We start from the raw sequence: 22110 nt of genomic DNA, 5'->3' as shown, positions 1-22110 counted from the left end.
AAAAATAATAGAATAAAACATCCCAAGCACAATGAATTCTAATATTAATCGTCAGTTATATATATCATGCCAAAGTCAGTATTTTTGTCAGCATTGTGTCTATTCGTGCTGGTAACCTCTTCAATTACAAGTGCAAGTTACTTTTGGTCGTCATCAGAACCTCAAGTAAGCGAGTCTTTATCTGAGCCAAAAACCGTCAAAAAAATTCCGACTGTTTTTACAGGCACCGTTGAATACTCTTTTGTCAGCTCTGTGTTAGATACAGGAGTCACACCGACAGAAGTAAAGTCTCTATTAGATCTAACGACCGATCACTTCAATGTATTAAATCAAGCTTCAAAAGGCGGTCAATTCGCGTTTAAAACGGATATGGATAAAAAAAAGGAGCGCTTTGTTCGTGCCTTCTATTATAAAAACAGCGATAAAGAGTTTTATGCATACCGCGGCAACGATAATCAAATCTATGATCAAGATGGATTTCAGTTTAATAGTTTAAGTCGCCTGCAAATGCCCTTTAAACGTCATTACCGAATTAGCTCTTCGTTTAGCTTGAATCGCCGTCACCCAGTCACGAACCGAATTACCCCTCACTATGGTACCGATTACGCCACACCTGTCGGCACGCCAGTATTGGCAGTAGCGCCCGGTAAAGTATTAGTATCAAGACACGACCATTACGCTGGCAATTACATTACGATTAAACACGGCAATGGTGTCTTATCTCGCTATATGCATTTGAAGAAAAGTAAGGTGAAACGCGGGGATTATGTGGCTGCTGGCGACATCATCGCTCTTTCAGGCAATACTGGGCGAACAACCGGACCACACCTGCATGTGGAATTAATCGAGAAAGGCATACCGATTGATTATGCGAAAACCATGCGTGACTTTAACCGCCGCGAATCATGGGCAAACCGCTCACGTTCAATGCAAGCGGTCAATATGTTCCATACGCTCAAGGGCGACTTAAACCAACAAACCATTGCGTTGGCGACACCATAGACCACTCTTGTCTTAAGCTAAAAACGTACAAGCTCAAATTTGCCTTTAGGCTCACGTGCGTAAAATCAAACCAATATCCAAGGCATGTTCAAAGGTTAGAGTTTCTGAGATCAGGCTGTGAAGCGTTGTTTCCGTGAGTTGAACAACCGTAACGCCTCCTTTAGGGGGAGCAACGTGAACAGCAATTGCCTTCCCTTGTTTGTATTGCGCCCAAAGTTGGCTATCCACTAAGTAGATATAACTGTTACTTGGAATCGGCGGTGAAGAATCGCCCCATACTTTCAGCCACCAAGTCACGCGTCTCAAGCCATTGGTTCCAGTTAAAACTTTCGTGGGCATGATGACGTCATTTTTCACCGCTTGTTGCGTTGCAATTGCGACATCTAATGCCCCTGGATAACTCTCAGCAAATGGATTGCTGAACTGACCATCGTAAGAGCAAGCCCAACTCGCTGGGCTCGCAATCAGGAGGCTCAGTAACATACTGAGTTTATAAGACATAGTCACCTACCTATGGCGTCACAATGTTAAACCAGAAGTTAAAGCTATCGAGCATGCCGACAAAGTCTTTAAATACCTCTTTATCTCCACTTAAATCGATATCACCATCAGCGATGGCTTTTTCCAGTGTCACATTACCTAGCTGTACCTCATCTAAAATGCCTTTTGTTAAGGTTAGCGAGACATCAGGGTCATCGGTTTGCTTGCGAGTATGATTCAATACTGAGTGTTCAAGGTAGAGCGTGTATTTTTCATCAAGGTCCGTGAAATTTAAGTTGATAGCAAATGCTTTGCCAGCTGCTTTTTCCGGTAAAATCCGCACGGCAAGGTAATCAAACAGCATCTCAGGTGGCATGTTTTTGATAATATCTGGTGAAGCTGTGTTGGTCCCACCGGCGGAAGGTGTCCCGTTTCTCAGTTCATACGCACCTTGAAGGTATACCGAACGCCAAGGTCCCGACTCCGCTTGATATCCAAGTTGTTCATAGGTGTCAGCCAAAAGCTGTTTCCCTTGCTGACTCTCGGGGTTGGCAAACACCACATGTTTCAGTACTTCTGCTACCCAACGATAATGACCAGTCTCGAAATCCGCTTTGGCTTTTTCTATCGCCGCTTTCTCTCCACCCATGTATTCGACGTATTTTTTTGCGGCGCTTTCCGGTGGCAGATTGTTCAAATCAGAAGGATTGCCATCGTACCAGCCCATATAGCGCTGATACACCGCGCGGCTGTTATGACGTAAGGTTCCGTAATAACCTCGTGAACTCCAGCTATTTTCAATTTCGTCAGGGAAATGAATCATCTCTGATATTTCCGAACCAATATAACCTTGATTCATGAGACGAACGGTTTGATCGTGCGTATACTTATACATATCGCGCTGTGTTTTGAAATAGTCGACAATGTCTTGATTGCCCCACTTAGGCCAGTGGTGGCTTTGAAATTTAACTTGAACTTGATCGCCCCACATCTCAATGGTTTGTTGTAAATAGCTCGCCCATTTCAAAGCATCTCGGACTTGTGCACCGCGCAATGTAAGAATGTTATGCATTGTATTGGTGGTATTTTCTGCCATCCACAATGCCTTTTTATCGGGAAACCAAGTGTTGATCTCTGTCGGCGCCTCAGTACCAGGTGTGTATTGGAATACCATTTTTACACCGTCGATAGTTCGTTCATCTCCGGTTTTCTCAATGGTATCGGTTGGTTTGATTAGCGTAGCTAACCCAGTCGATGTAGTTTGCCCTAGCCCACCATTAACGCCACCGTACTGGTTACGCGGTAACAACGCACCATACATATAAATGGCTCTGCGCCCCATCGCATTTCCTGCAATGACGTTTTCAGATACCGCATGCTCCGTGAAACCGTGCGATGCGATAATTTTTACTTTTCCGGACTTCACATCTTCTTCATCGACAATACCCCGTACGCCACCAAAGTGGTCAATATGGCTATGACTGTAAACTACCGCAACAACTGGCCGCTCACCAAGTTGTTCATTTATAAAGTCCAAGGCCGCTTTTGCCGTTTCTTGAGAGATTAATGGGTCAAAAACAATCCATCCCGTGTCGCCTTGAATAAAAGTGATATTACTAAGATCGTAACCCCGTACTTGATATATACCCTCCGTTACTTCAAACAAGCCATTCATCATATTCAGTTGAGCGTTACGCCATAAGCTCGGGTTCACGGTATCCGGTGCCGCTTTAGTGACATCGATATATTGTTTGTAGGCTTCTAAGTCCCACACAATGTCACCTTGTTCATTTTTGATGGTTACTGTATCTTGCTCAGCAATCAACCCCCTCTGTGCTTCCTCGAAATCCTTCTTATCACTAAAGGGTAATGTCTGTTTGACTTGATTATTGATCTCAACCGTTGTCTTTGATGCGGGCTTTGGGTCCGCAGCCACGGAGCGATACGGAGACAATATTGTCACTCCCACTGCCAATGCGACGAGTGCTGGTTTCATTGAATTAATCCCTATTCTGTATTTGATCTCCTCAAGCGTAGAAAAATATTCAGTAAACTGTGCTCCACCCCAGGCCAGCATCAAGCAACTATATGAATTGTAGATAATTTCCAGAATAAAAATAAACAAAAACCAACTAAATGCTTAGAGTGAAAACTACAAAACTGACCGCTGTTAGGCATAATCTATTATGTAAAAAACATGATCTTTGCATTTATTTATCATTAATAAATGTAGGGTTTAAATCATAATTTTCCTGAAGTTATTGATAGGCAAGCTTTAACGTCACACCATGTTATTAACCAATAAGTTTACGATGAGACCTCATAGGCTGGTACCGAAGACTGTGATTATAATCGGGATGCAAGTCAGAGAGGAAAACCCATCAAATATCTTGGCGTAATACTGTAGTTAATTTTCATAATTTAAGAACCAAATAGGAACGATGCACCTGACAACCCGACCCAATCACACAAGCGAAAACACGCAACCTTTGACGTTTAAATTACGAGTTAAATGGCATAGTGAGCAGAAAATAAAAATACGTTTCAAAAAATAGCGATACACATATCACACCTTATCGAGAATAGTCAGCGCCCTGACTTGCCCATCCAATCACTTTTAAGACAAACAAAAATGTGTAATTTTTGTTTCATTTTGGTAGTTTTATTACTGATAGAACTACTCTATCCTTGTTCGCGATGTAAAAGCTAATCCGGCCTACGGACATAACAAGCGATAAAAATAGAGTTCGGTCACACAGGAACAGTGACGAATATAACGCGAACAAAATACTTAAAACTGCTTATAGATTAAGAGAGATTTCAGTCCCATGAAAAAGGTATCTGGTCAAAATGGATTCAACCAGCCTAACGAAAAACGAGAAAGTGAACTGGTTGATGTTGTACTAATCGGCGGAGGTATAATGAGCGCCACGCTCGGCACCTTCATTCAGCAATTAGAGCCGAGTTGGCGCATCGAAATGTTTGAGCGTCTCGACGACGTCGCACAAGAAAGCTCAAACGGCTGGAATAATGCTGGAACAGGACACTCATCACTTGCAGAATCCAATTACACGCCAGAAACGGCTGATGGCGAAGTAAAGTTTGGTAAAGCTGTTGATATATATGAGCAATTTCAGCTTTCTCGTCAGTTTTGGGCCTACCTCGTAGACAGCGGATTAATCCAAGATCCAAGTACGTTTATCAATAGCGTTCCACACATGAGTTTTGTAGCCGGCGAAAAGAACGTTAATTTTTTACGTAAACGGTTTGAATTATTGAATTCAAAACCACTTTTTAAAGGTATGGTGTATTCGGAAGATAGAGAACAGCTCAAGTCTTGGGCGCCACTACTTATGGAAGGGCGCGATCCAAAGCAGCCTGTAGCAGCGACACGTTCGCGCTTTGGTACGGACGTTAATTTCGGTGCCCTTACCCGCCAATTAATCAATATTCTCAGTTCTAACCGCTACTTTTCTCTTCATTTGCAACATGAGGTTCGGTCATTAAAACAACGCTCCGACGGCACATGGCAAATGACGGTGACTGATCTTACTCGCCATACTGAGCGTAACGTAGTCGCTAAATATGTGTTTATTGGGGCTGGCGGCGCCTCCTTAACGTTACTTCAAAAATCCGGTATTCCAGAAGCAAAAAGCTATGGCGGGTTTCCTGTAGGTGGGCAATTCTTGGTCACAGAGAACCCTAATATCGTAAAAGCTCACCAAGCCAAAGTGTATGGTAAAGCCCCTGTCGGCGCCCCTCCCATGTCAGTGCCCCATATGGACACTCGGATTATCGACGGCAAGGAAGTATTGTTATTTGGCCCCTTCGCGAGTTTCTCAAGTAAATTTTTAAAACAAGGGTCTTTGCTTGATCTTTTTGCGTCGGTCTCTCCGTCTAACTTCCTGCCAATGACTCAAGTCGGATTGAAAAGCTTTGATCTTATCAAATACTTAGTTGGTCAACTGCTGCAGTCCAATGATGATCGCATGAAGGCATTACGCGAGTTTTACCCTCAAGCGAACCCAGATGATTGGACACTTCTTCAAGCCGGCCAGCGCGTACAAATCATTAAAAACATCCCTGAGCGTGGTGGAGAGTTACATCTAGGTTCTGAATTAGTTCACGCCAGTGATGGCAGTTTGTCCGCTTTGCTAGGAGCCTCCCCTGGAGCATCGGTATCAGCATCTATTATGTTGAACCTTCTTGAGCGTTGCTTTACCGAACAGATGGCATCAGTCCAATGGCAGCAAAAAATTAAGCAGATGATTCCATCGTATGGCAAATCATTAGATGAGAACCCAGATTTAAACCTAGAAATTTTGTTGGCGACCAGTCGCACACTGCAATTATCGCAAGATTTGGTTGAAGTACGTCGCTCTGAAATTCCTCCGGCTGAGGAAATCACCGTCGTTGGTGCCAATTAAGAATCTAGCATCCTCTGATTAACCCAAAGCCTCTCGATGAGGCTTTGGGATTTCTACAACGTGTACCGTTTAGGTGCTGTCTACTGGCTACTTATACGGTCAATGGAAGATGGACGTTCTTAACGACAGCGCGAATGGATTTTGGCTCCAGAGATCAACCGAGCGTACACTTAAGGGCGCGGTTTTCTATTCCTATAAACCAAACGTTTCGCCGATAGGCCTACGCGTTGACCGATGTTTACATCAAATAAACTCCGAAAGTTGAAAATTGAGTTCATCAGTCAACGAGAGTACGAAATAATTTTGAAAGACTAAACACAAAAAAGCCCGCTTAAAAGCGGGCTTTTTTGTTTAATTTGGTGGGTCCGGGCGAACTCGAATCGCCGACCCCTACCATGTCAAGGTAGTACTCTAACCAACTGAGCTACGGACCCAAATTTTGTGTTCAACTGAATCATCATTCAAGCAAGAATGGTGCGTCCGAGTGAACTCGAATCACCGACCCCCACCATGTCAAGGTGGTGCTCTAACCAACTGAGCTACGGACGCATTCTCTTGGAACGGGGAGGATATTACCCAGTGTTGTTTTTCGGTGCAAGTGGAAATTTGGCTTTTTAATGCTGTTTGATGCACTTATCACCTGTTTGACTATTTTTTATTCCCAATATCTGTAAAATGACCCGCTTACACCTTGCTGTTGATAAGTTTAAAAGTTATAACCGGATAGTGAGCACTAAAAAAACCGTGATCTAGATCCGTGACAGTGACCATGTTTACAACAATACAGCATACGCCAACGCGACATTCGTTCAAAATATGATTGATCGCTAGCACTAAAGTATTATTATGAATTTTCACATATTCACTATTTAGCATATCAACTTAGCATCGAAAGGATTCGATAAACATGGACATCGACTTGTTTAATCCCTCTAAACAGATCAGGACTCTGATTTTGTTTAGACTCAGTGTGTTACTCGCACTGGTTTCTTTGCTGTTGGCCAGTTTTAACTTCTCTTACGGATACTACTTCCCCGCCACTGTTGACCTTATTTTTTGCCTTTTATCCGTTTGGGTTTATGTCCGAATTCGTAATTCTCGTTATAGCTTTATCGTGGCTAACCTCTATACCTATGCCATCATCACGTTAGTGATCGTTGGTACATTAACCACTCCGTTGAGTGATGGCTTCTTTATATGGAGCTGCTTATTTCCCGTGATGTTCTATTTGGTTCTTGGTAAAAGTTATGGCGTGATTTCAACGGCAATAGCCCTCGTGGTCGAAAGCATCACCATTACTTATAAACTTCACCACCTGGTGAACTTTGAAGGCGGCGCATTTCTGGTGAACTTCTACCTGTGCTTCGCGTGTATTTGGGCGGTTGTCCATATTTTGGAAGAAAAACGCGACTATTCAGAAAATTCATTGGGAGAACTGGCATCAAGAGATGCGCTTACGGGGGTTTATAATCGTCATGCGCTAATACATAACTTCGAAACCTATCGTACTCAGGTTGACCAGCAACCAATGGCACTTTTGATTTTAGACTTGGACTTTTTTAAATCCATTAATGATCGCTTTGGCCATCCGACAGGCGACAAAGTCTTGGTGCAAACAGCCAGTCTGATTGATGGGTTATCCGGTGAGAACTTGGTATATCGTATTGGTGGAGAGGAGTTTTGCGTCGCGCTTCCCAATGTCAGCACCAACAAAGCCAAACAAAAGGCAGAGCACCTGCGCTCTGCCATAGAAGCGTTTGAATTTAACGATAAGGAAACGCCCATTAAATTAACCGCCAGTATTGGAGTGTACCAATGTAATCGGCTAATTTCCCTCGAAGACGTTTTAAAGAAAGCAGATAACGAGTTATACCGGGCAAAACAAAACGGTCGAAACCAAGTGATGGTGTCCTGTTTCGAGGATCATCAACAAGAGCAAATTATTCGTTTCGGTTAACCCTCTACCTTTTTAGCTATAGTTCATCGTCCAGATCGTCAAACACCACGTTATAGTTTTCGGTGTAAGTACAATGCGGTTGGCGGCTACATGTAAAGAATTTCCTTCCTTTAAAATCCCCTTGTGATGCCACTTTAATGATCATTGGGCTACCACAACGCTTACAAAAACGGACTTCTTTATCAGGTTCTATCAGTTCGATGTGAGTGGCGAGCAAACGACGTAAACGCCCAACTTGATAACTGTATTTCATATGAGTGCCGATCAGCGGTAGATTTGCGCTTTTACACACATGTATCACTAACTTTTGGCGCTCGATTTTGCCTTTATCCAACTCTTTGCCGTTATCTAACTCAATCACGACTCGAGGTTCGAAAGTTCGTGGATCACAGATAACGTAATCGAAATAGCTGCGAGCGATGCGATTGTTGGCGATAAACCACTGCTTTTTGTCCGTGGCTTTCGGGCCAATAATTTGCGTCATCAAAACTTTGGGCATAACAACTCCGTTATTACCCACCGCGGAGACTAAAGCATTGTAGAATACGCTTTCGTTGCTATTTAACGTTGCCCCTTTTACTTTGTATTGGCTCTCTTTCAGCGGACTCTGTTTAGCGACACGTTTCTGGACAATAAAGAAAAACATCACCAGAACGACGACAACAATAAAAACGCTTTCCATTCACCTTTCCGCTTTATCTAACAACTGTTAACCATTGATTATTCGGGTTTCCTTTTCAGGAGCAAGAAACTTTTCTATTTTATGGCTCAAATTGGCGAGTTTCCCACATCTTCAAGGCTCGCCAAAAATGAAAAAGCCCGAGCAATCGCCGGGCTTTATGTATCAAACAATAGAAATGGACGTTAAGCGCCAAATACATATTTATCCATCATCGCAACCATCTTGCCGATTTCCGGTTTAGTGATAGTATCGTTCGCTCCCAAAGAAAGCGCCTTCTGTCGGTTATCATCACTCATCAGCGATGAGAACATGACAATCGGCGTATCATTGTATGCATCGGTATCGCGCAGGCGTTTCACCAAGTGCATGCCATCCATACGAGGCATTTCAACATCACTGACCACAGCATTAATCAACTCTGACACGTTCATTTTTTCGTTCTTCGCCACTTCGGCGATTTCCATCAGTTTATCATGTGCTTCGCCACCATCTTTACAGGCAATGATATTGTAGCCAGCAGAGCTTAAGGTGTCCTGAATCAGGCTTCGAATAAACGCGGAATCATCAACGACCATCACGGTCTTCGCATTGCGTTTACCCACCATTTTTTGGTTAAGATCGACGCTTTTATCGACCTTCACATCGTATTTTTCCATACTCAGTTCTGGGTTGATATCCGCGATGATTTTTTCAAAGTCCAAAATCATGATTAAGTTGCCATCTTTACGCACAACAGCCACAACGCAGTCTTGTTCGCCGGCTTCAAGAAACTGGCTCGGAGACTCGACATCGTTCCAAGAAATACGGTGTATACGGCTGATGCTGTCGATAAGAAAACCATTGGTCATGCGGTTGAAGTCAGTGACGATGACAAATTTTTTATCGATGTCACCACGGGTAGGAACACCGAGCCAACCGGCTAAGTCAACCAGTGGAGTTAAGACTTCTCGTGAAGAAAAAACGCCAATCATATGCGGCTGTGCGTTAGGATAATCCGTGGTTTCGGGGACTTGAATAACCTCACGCACTTTCGCGACGTTAATACCATAGTAACAAGTTTTGGTACCGCCATCAGGCAAGCGCTTTTCTAGATGAAATTCAATGATCTCTAACTCGTTGGTGCCGCTTTCGGTCAGGATGGTACTGCTGGAAACACTCATAATCGACTCTTACTCATCACAGGTAACTAAATCTTGGCAAACTCTGCGCCTATCACGTCAAAATGACATTACGCTGGTTACAACTTTACATTTATACTACTGATAAACTTTATATTTATAAACAGTTATCTCTATGTATCGTAGGAAACCAGAAAAACTTCAGAAATTTTTATTATTGTGCTAGTTCAGTCTAAAAATTGGCTTACGCCAGCTAAACTTTAGATACAAATCTTAATATCGTCCACATTCTGTCGCGGGCAAACGTTTATAGCACACAGACATCAAGCTGCGAGCTAAGTCATAAACAAGACGGTGAGCGCTCAAGTTTTATTGTGCAAAGTCTGCAAGCCTTTTCTACAATTTAGACAGAATAAGTTGGTTCGCCTGAAAAATGGATGGCAATGGTTAAGGTTTGAGGAACAAACATGAAACGGGACGCTTTTGGCATTTGTATCTCCCCTGCACTTCTCTCGCGTAATTTATCCAGTACTTTTACCCATATTCGAGGGTATGAAACTCGAGAGCAGCAAGACACCACGGTTAAGCTTGCTTTTCAACAACTGTCTGGGGAACAACTCCTGAATACCGTCGAAAGTAATACTGAGCTTTTATGGCGTGCTGAGTACTGCTGTACACTTGATAAGTAAATCACACTCCGTTTAGAGCGCATTTTTTCACCGGTATATAGTGATTACCTGACAATTCGCTCGCCAACACTCATGCCAACTCCGCTGAATATCTCTATTTCCTTAATATTAATCAGGTTTCTTCTCACTAAACATACAGTAAAGCATACGCAAAAATTAGACATTCTCCTGAGCCTTTGTTTGCTAACACTATTCTGACAGTTGCATATTGGCTGCGTCCTATTTTATTGCCACGAGCTGTCAGGCTCTTGCAAATAAATAAGGACACTTAAAATGAAAAAAACTACGTTGGCGTTAGGCTTAGCAATGGCTTCTGTATCTGCTTTCTCTCAAGCAGCGGTAATGCTAGAACAAGGCACTCAAGAAGTGTCAGTACAAGGTAACTTAAACTTGGACTACTCTGATGACTACTTATTGGTTCTAGACTCTTCTTACGGTTACTTCATCACTGACGATTGGGAAATCGGTGGTGGCCTTGGCATTAATATGTCAGAGCACAACAAACGCTTCGAATTCGGCGCGTTTACTGAGTATAACTTCACTAACTCTACCGACTTCGTCCCTTATGTTGGCGCAGCTGCGCAATTCGCAACATTGGACTACAAGAGCGGCCACGGCTTTGATGGCGATTGGGGCTCTGAAAAAGATGACGGTACCAACAACGCACTTAACTTCAAAATGGCACTGGGTCTAAAATACTTCGTAAACCCAAATGTTGCCTTAAGTGCAGAAGTTAACTACAACATCGCAACCGACGACGTTAACGTAACTAAAGATGGTCTTGAAGACAGCTTTACTAACATCGTATTCGGTACTCGCTTCTACTTCTAAGGCAGCGCGTTAAGAAACAAAAAAGGATGCCAATTGGCATCCTTTTTTATGTTGAGTCGGTGGATTGAAGTCTAGCTCTCAACACCTTGCTTGGTTTTTCTCAAGTTCGTGAGGAATTTGATCCAGCTTTCAGATTCTTTCGAATGCTCAATGTTATGCGCTTCTTTTGCTTCAACTAACGCTTTATCTAACTCATTAAGCTTGTAGTAAGCTCGGGCTTTCGCTAATAAGACTCTACGCTGCTTATCACGTTGCTCGACTTTTTCAAGCGCGACGATCGCACGGTCATAGTAGCCTTGCTGAAGCAGAACTTGTGCTAAGTTCCATTGATACTTGCTATCTTGGCGAGATGCAAGCTCCCACTGTTCAATTGCGTTATCCCACTCTTTGGCTTGTTGCCAATAGACAGCTTGCTGAGTGATAAGCTTCAACTCACTCTGCGAACCCGCAAGCTCAGAAAGCGTTATAGCGGCACGCTCTGGGATGCCTCGCTGCGCATAAAGTTGAGCAAGTAGACGCAAGTCTTGCTCGGAAAGCGCGAGCTTGTTCAGCTTCGCTAATGCCAGTGTATCAAGCGCTTTACCATACTGCTTAGTTTGCACTTGAAGACCAACCAACTGGCGCCACCAAGAGAGCTTATTTGGCTCCAGGCTGACCAATTTTTCCAACGTTGGAATGGCTGACTTCCAGCGTTCAAGGGCTAATTGCGCTCCCAACTTTAACGACAAAGTGGGAACTTCATTAATGGCTTTAAACTTCTTGTATTGCCCCAGAGAACTTAAAACCGGCGCCCATTGCTCAACTTGGTATTGCGCTTGCGCCAATCTAAACCATATCTCTTCAGCTTTTTGATTTTGAGACACATTCTTAGTCAATGCCTGGTAGTGACTAATCGCTTGCGTATATTGCTGATTAGTCATTAACAAATCAGCAAGCATGCGTTGTGTTGTCCAACCTTGCTCATCTTCAAGCTGGTGACTCTCAACCGCCTTTTTTAGGTGGGTAATGGCTTGCTGGCTATTTCCAGCCTGCCAATAGAAAACACCGAGCATGCGCTCCACATAAGCGCGATCATAGTCACGAGAGGTATCTATCGAATTGAGCGCCTCAATGGCTGGTTTGTATTCCTCTTTTAACGCAAGTTCATTGGCTTTTTGAACACGTATCGCCGTATATTGACTCAGTTGCGGCGCGGCAAAACTCGCCATAGAAAGCGTTAGCAAAGGGACTGAGCATAAAATTCGTCTGATCATTTTGCTAATTTAAACTCCACTTTAACTGTTTGGTTCGGCTGCTCAACAGCTTTCCCATCAATAATTTGCGGCTGATACTTCCATTTACTCAACGCTCTAACCGCTTCCCTGTCAAAAATTCGTTTCGGCTCGGAATCCGTGACTTGGATATCCGTTGGACGACCACTTTTGTCGATAGTGAACGACAGCGACACATAGCCTTCAATTTTGCGTTTCTGCGCACGTAGCGGATACCGAGGATCAACACGGTTGATCGGCACTGCCTGTTGATTGACCCCAAAATCACCAAATGTTGGGGCGTTAATCGCGACCCCATGAATACTGGTGTCAAGCCCTAACGCTGGCGCGGCCTGAATGTCCGTCATTGGTGTCACATCTGCCTGCGCTTGACTGACTGGCGCTTGCTCTGGTACTTGAGGCATTTCAGGTTTATCTGGCACCGAACGCTGGCGGCGCTGAACATCTTGTTCGTTTTCCACCATCACCATATTAAAGCTCAGGGCCGGCTTGGATTCGGGCACTTTACGCCCTCCGTTATCAATCATCCACGCCATAAACGAGAACACAGCAAAAGCCATAACTAAGGCAACTGGTGCAGCGAGGAGAATACGTTTCACTACTGATTCTCCGCCGCTAACGCGATGTTTTTCACCCCAGCCCCCTTAGCAGCATCCATCACTTTAACGACGGTGCCGTTATAGGCGTGTTCATCCGCCTGAATAACTAATGACGCATCAGGCTTATCCAGTATTAAATGTTCCAGCGTCGCTTGAACGCGCTCAGCATCTACCATACGTTTATCGATAAAAATATCGTTGGCTGACGTGATGGCGACAAAAATACCTGCATCTTTTTGGCTTACCGCGTGTGACGCCTGAGGACGATTGACTTCCACACCTGACTCACGCACAAAAGAGCTGGTGACAATAAAGAAAATCAACATGATGAAGACGATATCTAACATCGAGGTTAAATCGATTTGTGCTTCTTCTGCTTTTGATTGACGTCTACCGAGTCTCACTTCTGACTCCTCAAAGATTTTTCTAATTTAACTTCTCGAATTTGACACGCTTTTACCAATCGAGCGTGGACAAACATACCCACTAATGCGGCCACCATGCCTGCCATAGTGGGCAGCGTCGCAAGCGAGATGCCTGCGGCCATCAATTTCGGATTACTACTGCCTTGGTTGGCCATCACATCAAACACAGAAATCATCCCCGTTACGGTTCCCAGCAAACCGAGCATCGGACAAATGGCAACCAATACTTTGATAAAATTAAGGTTTTGCGTTAGATCGCTTTGCGCTTTTCCAAGCCAGCCCTCACGAATCGAACGAGCATACCAAGATGTTTGATCTTTACGTTGCTGCCATTTTTCAATCCACTCTGCACGCTGCTTAGGAAAGTAGAAAGACAGGTACAAAGCACGCTCAGCAACCAGCAGCCAATACACCAAAACCACCACGGCTAGCCACCAAAGTACTTGTCCACCTTGCTGCATAAACTGATGCAATGTCATCACCCAATTGGTATTGATCAGAGCATCTGGCAACCAAGCAAATAAGCTAAAGCTTTCCATTACGCTGCATTCCCTACCGCAGAGTTCATAGAAGGTTTAAGCTCTTTTTCAGCCTGTTCGGCGACAAGGCCAATACCTTGCTTTTCAAGAATATTGCGAATGTGCTCAGCCTGTGAACTCAAGAAGTTATGGGCCAGCAATAACGGCATCGCCGCCACCAAACCAAGAACGGTGGTAATAAGAGCCATCGAAATGCCACCTGCCATCACTTTAGGATCGCCGTTACCAAATTGAGTGATCACCTGGAACGTTTCGATCATTCCGGTTACGGTACCCAGTAGCCCCAACATCGGCGCCAATGCAGCAAGAAGTTTCAACATCGACAACCCTTTTTCTAGGCTCGATTGTTCATCAACCACCGCTTCAAGCAGACGCAATTCTAATGCCTCCACTGTTTGATTTTGCTCTTTGTTGTATACCCCTAGAACACGCCCAAGCGGGTTATCACCCGGCTGCTGAGGATTTTTAAGCTGCGCACCAATTTTCTGACGCGCGATAGCTAAGCTCGAACCACGGACGACCGCAATAATCAAACCAATCAGCAATAGACCAAGAATAATTTTACCGACAACACCACCGGCTTGCAGACGCTCAGTCAGGCTTGGCGTAAGCGACAGTTGGTCAATCATCACACCTCGTGATGGGTCTACCACCATATTAACAATGCCGTCATCATCCAGAGCAGAAAGCGATGATAGGGTTGGACCATCCTCTGGTTGCTTCGCAAAACGCTGAGCCTCATCTTTCTCGCCTTTCCAATCGACATAACCTTGGTCGGTAATGAGGCCAAAGCTACCGATACGCTCAGCGGGCACCTGAGAAATCTGCCCTTGGCCATCAACAAATTTAATCTCTGTACGAGAAAACTCACCGCTGGCTGAAATTTGCTCTTCAAATGCCTTCCAAAGACCGGTCAGTTGCTTCATCGACGGCAGCGACTTCGCGTCGACGATATCATCAACAGTCGATGCATGTTGCTGGTTATCGATTTTCGTTACGGATTGGTGGATTTCACTTTGCAGCTCTTTCGCGTTTTGACGTACTACGCCAAATACTTCACCTAGGCTGCCGCTTTCAAGTCGCAACTGCTCTTCTAAGCGTGCTAGGTTGTCTTCATTTTGGCTAAACTGCTCAGTCAATTCATCCGTTTGCGTTTGCAGTTGCTCGCGCTCTGCTTGCAACTTGTTTTTTAACGTTTGCAACTCTTGCTGAGTCTGCTTAAAACCAGCTTCACGCTGAGCGTTATGTTGCGCCTGTTGGCGTTGTTCGGTTTGTGCGGAGCCGACGAGAGAGTCAGCCGCAAACACATGAAGTGACATTGTCACTGAAAGCATCGCAATAGAGAGTGTTCTCAATTTCATCTTAGTTTGCCTCTCCTTTTGCTAAAGACACTGGCAAGATCAAAAGGCCTGGAGCACTTTGCTGCATTGCCACACTGAATGCTTTATTGATTTCAGGTTGCAAGCTGGCGTCAACACTTTGCCAAGTCTGCGTTTTCTGGTTCCATGCCCAGTATTCACTCTGGTCGAAATTGCGTGCAACGAGCGAAATGCGCCCAAGGTGTAAAATATCCGCTTGACGAGTTTGGCCATCAATATCGACTTCGCCTTGATACGCATCTAATTTGGTGCCGTAATCCATCTCTATTTGGTACGCCTCCAAAATACGGCGGTATTTCTCTGCATCACTGACATCTGCACGCGTCATTAAAGACTCGAGCTTTTCGATACGCTGCTGACGTTGAGCCAATTTTATGGGTTTGTCATTGCTGACAATCGACTTTAATCCATCCAACATTGAATACATCAGCGGCACAATGCCTTGACGTGTATCTTTAATCTCTTCAATTTGCACCGCGAGACTGTCAGCTTCACCTTCTTGGCTTTTCACTAATGCGGACAAGTGGTCGCGGTACACTTTCATATTTTTTACTTCTTCTTGAAGTCGTTCGATATCGCCACGTAACTCCAAAGATTGCTCTGCACTTTTATCAATGTTTTTTTGGCTCGACGCCGAAGCCGCATTGGTTCTGCTCTGCACTGATTGAGCTTGATTTAACGACTCCTGCGCCCACAAAGACGCAGAAAAAGAAGAGGAATACACTGCCGCTAGTAAAAGGGCTAATTTGGATCTGGTTAGTTTCATATCAATAATCAATGACTTTAAGAAAAGTTACATGGCCGAGTTGATAAGCAATCTCATTATCACCTAGATTCCATAGTAACGATTTTTGATGTTAATTCCAATGACCAAAAACAAAGAACCTGAGAGTAACTCGGTCTCTACTGATTTTTTTATCATTCGCCTAACGCGCTAACAATTCTTTGTTTTCAGGCAAACGTGGGCAGTTAGCACAGAGCCCGCGTCCATCGCATTTATAAATTAAACAGCAGCTTTTTCGTACTTGAACCAACTGTTCTGAAGGCAGTTTCTCAAGCAACGTGTCTGTTAACGATAACGGCAACCGACAGGCGTTAAGCCATAGTCGTGCGTGTTCAAAAACCTGCTCTCGAGACACCTGCTGGGCATAAAAACATTGCAATAAACACGCAATGATTGCATCGCCAAAAATATGGTCAGCAAACCCAGGGCGAATGCGTGTCCAGTTCGCCATATCTTCTCGATATTCATCAAACAGTCGCCGGAGTTGCTCGCCTGCTTTAACGATGACCTGATCTAGCTCACCTTGCTCGACGGTCAGTTCATCAAATTGGTAACCGGTTACAAAGCAGTCAGTTTTATATTGAATAAGTTGGGTTAACGTCGGCACGCGCTGAAAACCATAAACTGAAATAAAAGCAAGATAGGTGGGCTGCCAACACAGCAATGACCAAGTTCGAGTGAGCCAATATGCACTGCCCGCCTCAGGGTTGCGTTGTTCAATCTGCGAATACAATTCCTGGACGACTTGAGCATTGGATTGCTGCGGTCGAATGGCTTTCAGTTCAACCTCGCCCTCATAGCCACACAAATAGGGGGTTATTTCAGACGATTTGACGTACAACTGGGAAAAGAATGAAGATGCAGACATAAATACTTGAACAAATGACACGTCGATGTCGCAAGAATATAAGCTGCAGAAAATAAATGCAATTAGTTATCATTAACTGACATTAACTAATCTCATTATCAGCACAGCATACTCAAGGTTGGAACCAGTGTAGCTTTTGGTGCAATTCAGCCACCTGGCCAACCACAATCAGCGCTGGGCTTTCGGCTTGCTGCGCCAAATGCGGTAGTTGCAGCAAGCACCCCGTTAACACACGTTGGCGAGCCGTGGTGCCTCGTTCAATAACTGCACACGGCATATCGCCACTTACCCCCGCTTGAAGCAGGTTATCAGTGATATGTCCGCTTTGCTTCAGCCCCATATAAAACACTAAGGTTTGGTTACTTTGTGCAAGGCAGTGCCAATTGATTGGAGCTCCGTTTTTTTGAAGATGACCAGTAATGAACTGGACACTTTGCGCGTAATCTCGATGAGTGAGTGGAATACCCGCGTAAGCCGTTGCACCAGCGGCAGCAGTGATACCAGGCACAACTTCGTAACGAATTTGGTGCTGCGCGAGCACTTCAAGCTCTTCGCCTCCTCGGCCAAAAATAAACGAGTCTCCGCCTTTCAAACGCACAACACGTTTTCCTTGCTGCGCCTTGTCGACCAAGATCTGGTTAATTTGAGATTGAGGAACACAATGAAAATCGAGCTGCTTACCGACGTAAATACGCTCAGCGTCGGTCGGGGCTAAGTCAAGAATCGCTTGAGAAACCAAACGATCGTAGACCACAACTTGGGCTTGCTGAATAACACGCAGCGCTTTCACAGTCAGCAGCTCTGGGTCGCCTGGCCCTGCGCCTACTAAGGATACAAAGCCTAAATCGGCGAAGGAATGATTTGTCATCATTACGCAAGTCCTCATAAAAAGGAGAAGTACAGGAGTTTAAGGATAAAAAGTCACATTCACCGTTTTCAGAACATGACTTGTTATCCTCATACAGAGGAATACATGGGCTTCACTTGAGGCAAAGCCCATCATTCCCTTACTTCGAATGAAATACCGCCTGAGTGGTACCTTGTGACTGAGAACCTAACGCAGGCGCGGTTTTCGCATGAGTTAGATACAGAGGAATTGCCGTAAATAGCAACCCACCGACAATGTTCCCCAAAATAGTGGGAACCAAATTGAAGTTAAGCCAAGTGGCAACGCCAAAGTCAGCGCCAAGCATCATGCCAAGTGGGAACAAAAACATATTCACAACCGCGTGCTCAAATACCAACGCAAAAAAGATAAAGATAGGCAACCACATGGCAGCAATTTTTCCAGCCACTGAACGCGCAGTCATATTACCAATGACCCCAAGACACACCATTAGGTTACATAAAATCCCACGCACGAAACAGGTAATCCAACCGTCTGCGCCCAATTGCTCAAAACCAACGGTGCGCGCAGTAGACACTTTAATAAACGTCTGCCCTACTGCATTGGGCTCCATGCTAAAGTTCATGGTTAGCGATAACGCAATCAAACCCGCAACAATCAACGAGCCAAGCAAATTACCAAACCCGACGAGCGCCCAACAGCGCACAACACGACCCCAAGTGACACCTGAGCGGTTATCAAGTTTAGCCAATGGCGCTAAACCAAAGACTCCGGTGACTAAGTCATACCCCATCAAGCTCAAAATACAAAACCCAACAGGGAAGACCAACGCGCCCACCACGCCAATTCCAGTTTGAGTAATGGCGGTGATGGCCACCACTACCGCTAACGACAAGATGATCCCTGCCATTGCACCGCGTAAAATTAAATCACGCGTGCTCGTTTTGATTTTGGCTTCGCCAACATCGATCATGGTTTGGACAAATTCTACAGGTTTTAATGCAGACATAATTGTATCCCTATCAAAAGTGAAAATTAAAAGGTTTAGGATTGAATAGGCAAAGGGACTTCTCAAAGATCTTTGGCTATTCCATCAGTTGGATTTGCCCTCCCACAAAAGAGAGGGCGCTGCCACTATGCGGCGATTTCAACCTCACCATTGATGACACGAGCTTGGTATGGCTTGACGCTAAACTTTGCATCCTCCAAACACTCACCTGTCGCAAGATTAAAGCGTTGCTTTTTCAATGGGCTCGCAACCCAAAGCGCTTCCTGATGCTCACAAATAAGGCCACGTGATAATACGTTGGCTTCAAAAAATGGGTCAGTATTACTGATAGCGAAAACTTGTTCGTCGAGTGTCGGACGAAAAACCGCGACTTGCTCACCATTGACTAGCGCGCAAACGCCCGTCCCCGGAATGATATCGTCAATAAGACAGACTTTTTCAAATGGCATAATGAGGCTCCTCTTAGGCTTCACTGGCAGCGACATGTAGAATATCGCCTTTACGCTGTGGGTGCTTTTCACTCAGCGTCGCAGGGCGGTGTTGCTGACGTTCATCAACAAACACAACGTTATCATCACGTTGTTCTGAGTTAACGAAATGGGCAAAACGCTTGAGTTTTGATTCGTCAGCGAGCGCTTCCGTCCATTCGCAGTGATAGGCCTCGACCAACTTCGCAACGTCCGCTTCTAGCTGTTGGTTGATGCCCAACTTGTCATCAATAATCACTTCACGCAGGTAATCAATGCCGCCTTCGAGATTTTCAAACCAGACGGAAGTTCGTTGAAGCGGGGCCGCTGTGCGAATGTAGAACATCATGAAGCGGTCGATATATTTGATCAGTGTTGCTTTATCGAGATCACTCGCCAACAAGTCGGCATGACGGGGTTTCATCCCACCGTTACCGCAAACGTACATATTCCAGCCAGCATCCGTCGCGATGATGCCAAGATCTTTACCTTGCGCTTCTGCACATTCACGCGTACAGCCAGAGACACCAAACTTCATTTTATGTGGGGTGCGAATGCCTTTGTAACGGTTCTCGATGTACGAGCCCAAGCCAACAGAATCCTGAACACCATAACGACACCAGGTTGAGCCAACGCAGGTTTTCGCCATCCGCAGCGCCTTGGCGTACGCTTGGCCTGTTTCGAATCCAGCGCTGATCAGCTGTGACCAAATGGCTGGCAGGTCATCTTTTTGAGCGCCAAATAAACCGATACGCTGAGCGCCAGTCACCTTCGTGTACAACTTGTATTGCTCCGCGACTTGCGCCAATACACCAAGAGCCTGAGGCGTCACTTCACCGCCAGCCATCCGTGGAATCACAGAATAGGTGCCATCTTTTTGAATATTGCCAAGGAAGTTGTCATTGGTGTCATGCAGTTTGACAAGCTGTGGCTTAAGAATATGCTCACCCCAGCAAGAGGCCAAAATGGATCCGACGAGAGGTTTACATACCTCACAACCATAACCGTGACCGTGCTTCTCAAGCAGTTCATCAAACGTTTTAATCTCTTCGATACGCACTAAATGAAACAGCTCTTGACGCGAATAAGCAAAGTGAGCGCAAACGTCATTTTTTACTTCAATACCTGACTTCGCCAATTCGGCATTCAGCACTGAAGTGACGAGCGGCACGCAGCCGCCACATCCCGAGCCTGCACCTGTAGCGGCTTTGACATCAGCCAGCGTATGACAACCATCGGCTACCGCTTGAGCGATTTTGCCTTTGGTGACATCAAAACAAGAGCAAATAACCGCGCTTTCAGGAAGTGCATCCGCACCCAGTGCCGGTTTTTCTGCGCCCGCGTGTGCCGGTAAAATTAAGCTATCGGGATGCTGAGGCAGTTCGATTTCATTGAGCATTAATTGCAACAAATCACCGTAGTCTGACGTATCGCCAACCAACACGGCGCCAAGCAGTTTTTTACCATCCTCAGAGACGATAATTCGCTTATAAACGTCTAGCTCTTCATTTTGATAAACATAACTTTTGCAATTTGGCGTTCTCCCATTGGCATCGCCAATCGAACCCACTTTCACTCCCAACAGCTTGAGCTTAGCGCTCATATCAGCACCTTCAAACCGACTGCTGTGGCCAAGTAAATGGTCGACCGCGACCGTTGCCATTTTGTAGCCGGGCGCGACTAACCCGTAGAACTTTTCATTCCACGATGCGCATTCGCCAATCGCGTAGATATCGCTGTCTGATGTTTGGCATTTGTCATTGATTGCGACGCCGCCGCGCGGCGCGATATCTAGCCCCATTTGACAAGCTAGCTTATCTTGTGGGCGAATACCTGCCGAAAACACGATAAAGTCCGTTTCTAACGCCGAACCATCAGCAAATTGCATGGTATTACGAGCCTGTTCACCACCCGCAACGATCTCCAAGGTATTCTTACTGGTATGGACTTGAACGCCCATGCGTTCAATTTTATTGCGTAGCTGCAACCCACCTTGCGCGTCGAGTTGCTCTGCCATCAGTACAGGCGCGAATTCAACCACATGCGTCGTCACGCCCAAAGCTTTCAATGCCCCCGCGGCTTCAAGCCCTAACAAGCCGCCACCAACGACAACACCACTTTTGCTGTGCTTAGCACACGCTTCTATCGCTTTTAGGTCTTCTATGGTGCGGTAAACAAAACAGTCTTTGTTCTCATTGCCTTTAATCGGTGGTACGAATGGATATGAGCCCGTAGCAAGAACCAGCTTGTCATAACCAATTTCTCGGCCTGAGCTTGAATAGACGGTTTTATTGTCGCGGTTAATATTGATGGCGCGCTCGCCCACCAATACCTGAATACCGTGCTTGTCAAAAAATCCTTCTTTCACAAGAGAAAGTTCATCAGCAGTATGGTGAGAGAAGTAGGATGAGAGATGCACACGGTCATAAGCAACACGAGGCTCTTCACAAAATACCGTCACTTCGAATTGAGAGACGTCAGCTTTCTCAACCAGGTCTTCTAAAAATCGGTGGCCAACCATCCCATTACCGATGACCACAAGTTTCAACTTGCCCATAAGAATTCCTAAGTGTTAATTATTTCACTGAGTGAATTTTTAAATGCGCAGCCAAAACGTTAGATGATATAAATCAATTCACCGTCCAAACTACCCTAAAGGGGTAGGTAAAACGCTCAAATTCGAAGTAAAAACTTCTCTCACCAACGAGCCTCATCCTAAATTCTTTTTCTTGCGTA

General features: G+C 45.1%; 20 protein-coding genes and 2 tRNA genes. 5 read left to right on the top strand and 17 right to left on the bottom strand.

The features are described 5' to 3' along the window. Positions 1-66: 66 nt before the first annotated feature. The gene (locus ACFFUV_RS03770; RefSeq protein WP_390189802.1) at positions 67-1002 is read left to right on the top strand and encodes a peptidoglycan DD-metalloendopeptidase family protein; all 936 of its coding nucleotides are present in this window, start codon (positions 67-69) and stop codon (positions 1000-1002) included. A 51-nt stretch (positions 1003-1053) separates the two neighbouring features. Here the strand turns inward: ACFFUV_RS03770 and ACFFUV_RS03765 are convergent, their stop codons facing one another. Further along, positions 1054-1503, bottom strand: a complete 450-nt coding sequence (locus ACFFUV_RS03765; protein WP_390189800.1) for a hypothetical protein — start codon at positions 1501-1503, stop codon at positions 1054-1056. 10 nt (positions 1504-1513) lie between these two features. Continuing rightward, positions 1514-3478: an alkyl/aryl-sulfatase gene (locus ACFFUV_RS03760; protein WP_390189799.1), complete on the bottom strand. Its 1965-nt coding sequence runs from the start codon at positions 3476-3478 to the stop codon at positions 1514-1516. Between the two features lie 832 nt (positions 3479-4310). Between ACFFUV_RS03760 and mqo the strand changes: the two genes are divergently transcribed. After that, positions 4311-5909 carry a malate dehydrogenase (quinone) gene (mqo, locus tag ACFFUV_RS03755; RefSeq protein WP_390189797.1) on the top strand — a complete coding sequence of 533 codons (1599 nt, stop codon included), beginning with the start codon at positions 4311-4313 and terminating at the stop codon, positions 5907-5909. A gap of 357 nt (positions 5910-6266) precedes the next feature. Here mqo and ACFFUV_RS03750 read toward each other — a convergent pair. Then, positions 6267-6343: transfer RNA gene (locus ACFFUV_RS03750), tRNA-Val, on the bottom strand. 38 nt (positions 6344-6381) lie between these two features. After that, positions 6382-6458: transfer RNA gene (locus ACFFUV_RS03745), tRNA-Val, on the bottom strand. A gap of 358 nt (positions 6459-6816) precedes the next feature. Between ACFFUV_RS03745 and ACFFUV_RS03740 the strand changes: the two genes are divergently transcribed. Further along, complete coding sequence (locus ACFFUV_RS03740; RefSeq protein WP_390189796.1) at positions 6817-7866, top strand: GGDEF domain-containing protein; 1050 nt, start codon at positions 6817-6819, stop codon at positions 7864-7866. A 16-nt stretch (positions 7867-7882) separates the two neighbouring features. Here the strand turns inward: ACFFUV_RS03740 and ACFFUV_RS03735 are convergent, their stop codons facing one another. Further along, positions 7883-8548, bottom strand: coding sequence for a DUF2726 domain-containing protein (locus ACFFUV_RS03735; protein WP_390189794.1), 666 nt, complete (start codon positions 8546-8548; stop codon positions 7883-7885). A gap of 182 nt (positions 8549-8730) precedes the next feature. Beyond that, complete coding sequence (locus ACFFUV_RS03730; protein ID WP_390189793.1) at positions 8731-9708, bottom strand: chemotaxis protein; 978 nt, start codon at positions 9706-9708, stop codon at positions 8731-8733. A 425-nt stretch (positions 9709-10133) separates the two neighbouring features. Between ACFFUV_RS03730 and ACFFUV_RS03725 the strand changes: the two genes are divergently transcribed. Together ACFFUV_RS03725 and ACFFUV_RS03720 are read left to right on the top strand one after the other, a co-directional pair. Further along, complete coding sequence (locus ACFFUV_RS03725; protein ID WP_390189792.1) at positions 10134-10355, top strand: hypothetical protein; 222 nt, start codon at positions 10134-10136, stop codon at positions 10353-10355. A 273-nt stretch (positions 10356-10628) separates the two neighbouring features. Next, positions 10629-11186: an outer membrane beta-barrel protein gene (locus ACFFUV_RS03720; RefSeq protein WP_390189790.1), complete on the top strand. Its 558-nt coding sequence runs from the start codon at positions 10629-10631 to the stop codon at positions 11184-11186. A gap of 71 nt (positions 11187-11257) precedes the next feature. Here the strand turns inward: ACFFUV_RS03720 and ACFFUV_RS03715 are convergent, their stop codons facing one another. From ACFFUV_RS03715 to nirB, 11 genes are all read right to left on the bottom strand, one after another. Then, complete coding sequence (locus tag ACFFUV_RS03715) at positions 11258-12439, bottom strand: tetratricopeptide repeat protein (protein ID WP_390189789.1); 1182 nt, start codon at positions 12437-12439, stop codon at positions 11258-11260. Next, positions 12436-13056: an energy transducer TonB gene (locus tag ACFFUV_RS03710; RefSeq protein ID WP_390189787.1), complete on the bottom strand. Its 621-nt coding sequence runs from the start codon at positions 13054-13056 to the stop codon at positions 12436-12438. Before ACFFUV_RS03710 ends, ACFFUV_RS03715 begins: the two co-directional genes overlap by 4 nt. Next, positions 13056-13460 carry an ExbD/TolR family protein gene (locus ACFFUV_RS03705; RefSeq protein WP_390189785.1) on the bottom strand — a complete coding sequence of 135 codons (405 nt, stop codon included), beginning with the start codon at positions 13458-13460 and terminating at the stop codon, positions 13056-13058. The genes ACFFUV_RS03710 and ACFFUV_RS03705 overlap by 1 nt, the downstream gene beginning before the upstream one ends. Continuing rightward, positions 13457-13960, bottom strand: a complete 504-nt coding sequence (locus ACFFUV_RS03700) for a MotA/TolQ/ExbB proton channel family protein (RefSeq protein WP_390191824.1) — start codon at positions 13958-13960, stop codon at positions 13457-13459. Before ACFFUV_RS03700 ends, ACFFUV_RS03705 begins: the two co-directional genes overlap by 4 nt. 59 nt (positions 13961-14019) lie before the next feature. Continuing rightward, complete coding sequence (locus ACFFUV_RS03695) at positions 14020-15381, bottom strand: MotA/TolQ/ExbB proton channel family protein (protein WP_390189784.1); 1362 nt, start codon at positions 15379-15381, stop codon at positions 14020-14022. A gap of 1 nt (position 15382) precedes the next feature. Continuing rightward, positions 15383-16165 carry a DUF3450 domain-containing protein gene (locus tag ACFFUV_RS03690; protein ID WP_390189782.1) on the bottom strand — a complete coding sequence of 261 codons (783 nt, stop codon included), beginning with the start codon at positions 16163-16165 and terminating at the stop codon, positions 15383-15385. Between the two features lie 160 nt (positions 16166-16325). Then, a complete protein-coding gene (locus tag ACFFUV_RS03685; protein ID WP_390189781.1) occupies positions 16326-17072 on the bottom strand; it encodes a siderophore ferric iron reductase in 747 nt (248 codons plus the stop codon). A 91-nt stretch (positions 17073-17163) separates the two neighbouring features. After that, positions 17164-17922 carry a uroporphyrinogen-III C-methyltransferase gene (gene cobA / locus ACFFUV_RS03680; protein WP_390189779.1) on the bottom strand — a complete coding sequence of 253 codons (759 nt, stop codon included), beginning with the start codon at positions 17920-17922 and terminating at the stop codon, positions 17164-17166. 136 nt (positions 17923-18058) lie between these two features. Further along, complete coding sequence (locus tag ACFFUV_RS03675; protein ID WP_390189776.1) at positions 18059-18907, bottom strand: formate/nitrite transporter family protein; 849 nt, start codon at positions 18905-18907, stop codon at positions 18059-18061. 125 nt (positions 18908-19032) lie between these two features. After that, positions 19033-19356 (bottom strand): nitrite reductase small subunit NirD, encoded by a 324-nt coding sequence (gene nirD / locus ACFFUV_RS03670; protein ID WP_390189774.1) that lies wholly within the window; start codon positions 19354-19356, stop codon positions 19033-19035. A 13-nt stretch (positions 19357-19369) separates the two neighbouring features. Beyond that, on the bottom strand, positions 19370-21931 hold the full coding sequence (nirB, locus tag ACFFUV_RS03665; RefSeq protein ID WP_390189772.1) for a nitrite reductase large subunit NirB: 2562 nt from the start codon (positions 21929-21931) through the stop codon (positions 19370-19372). Between the last annotated feature and the right edge of the window lie 179 nt (positions 21932-22110).

The organism is Vibrio olivae, from assembly GCF_042428525.1.
GTDB lineage: Bacteria > Pseudomonadota > Gammaproteobacteria > Enterobacterales > Vibrionaceae > Vibrio > Vibrio olivae.
This window is presented reverse-complemented; position numbering and strand designations above follow the sequence as displayed.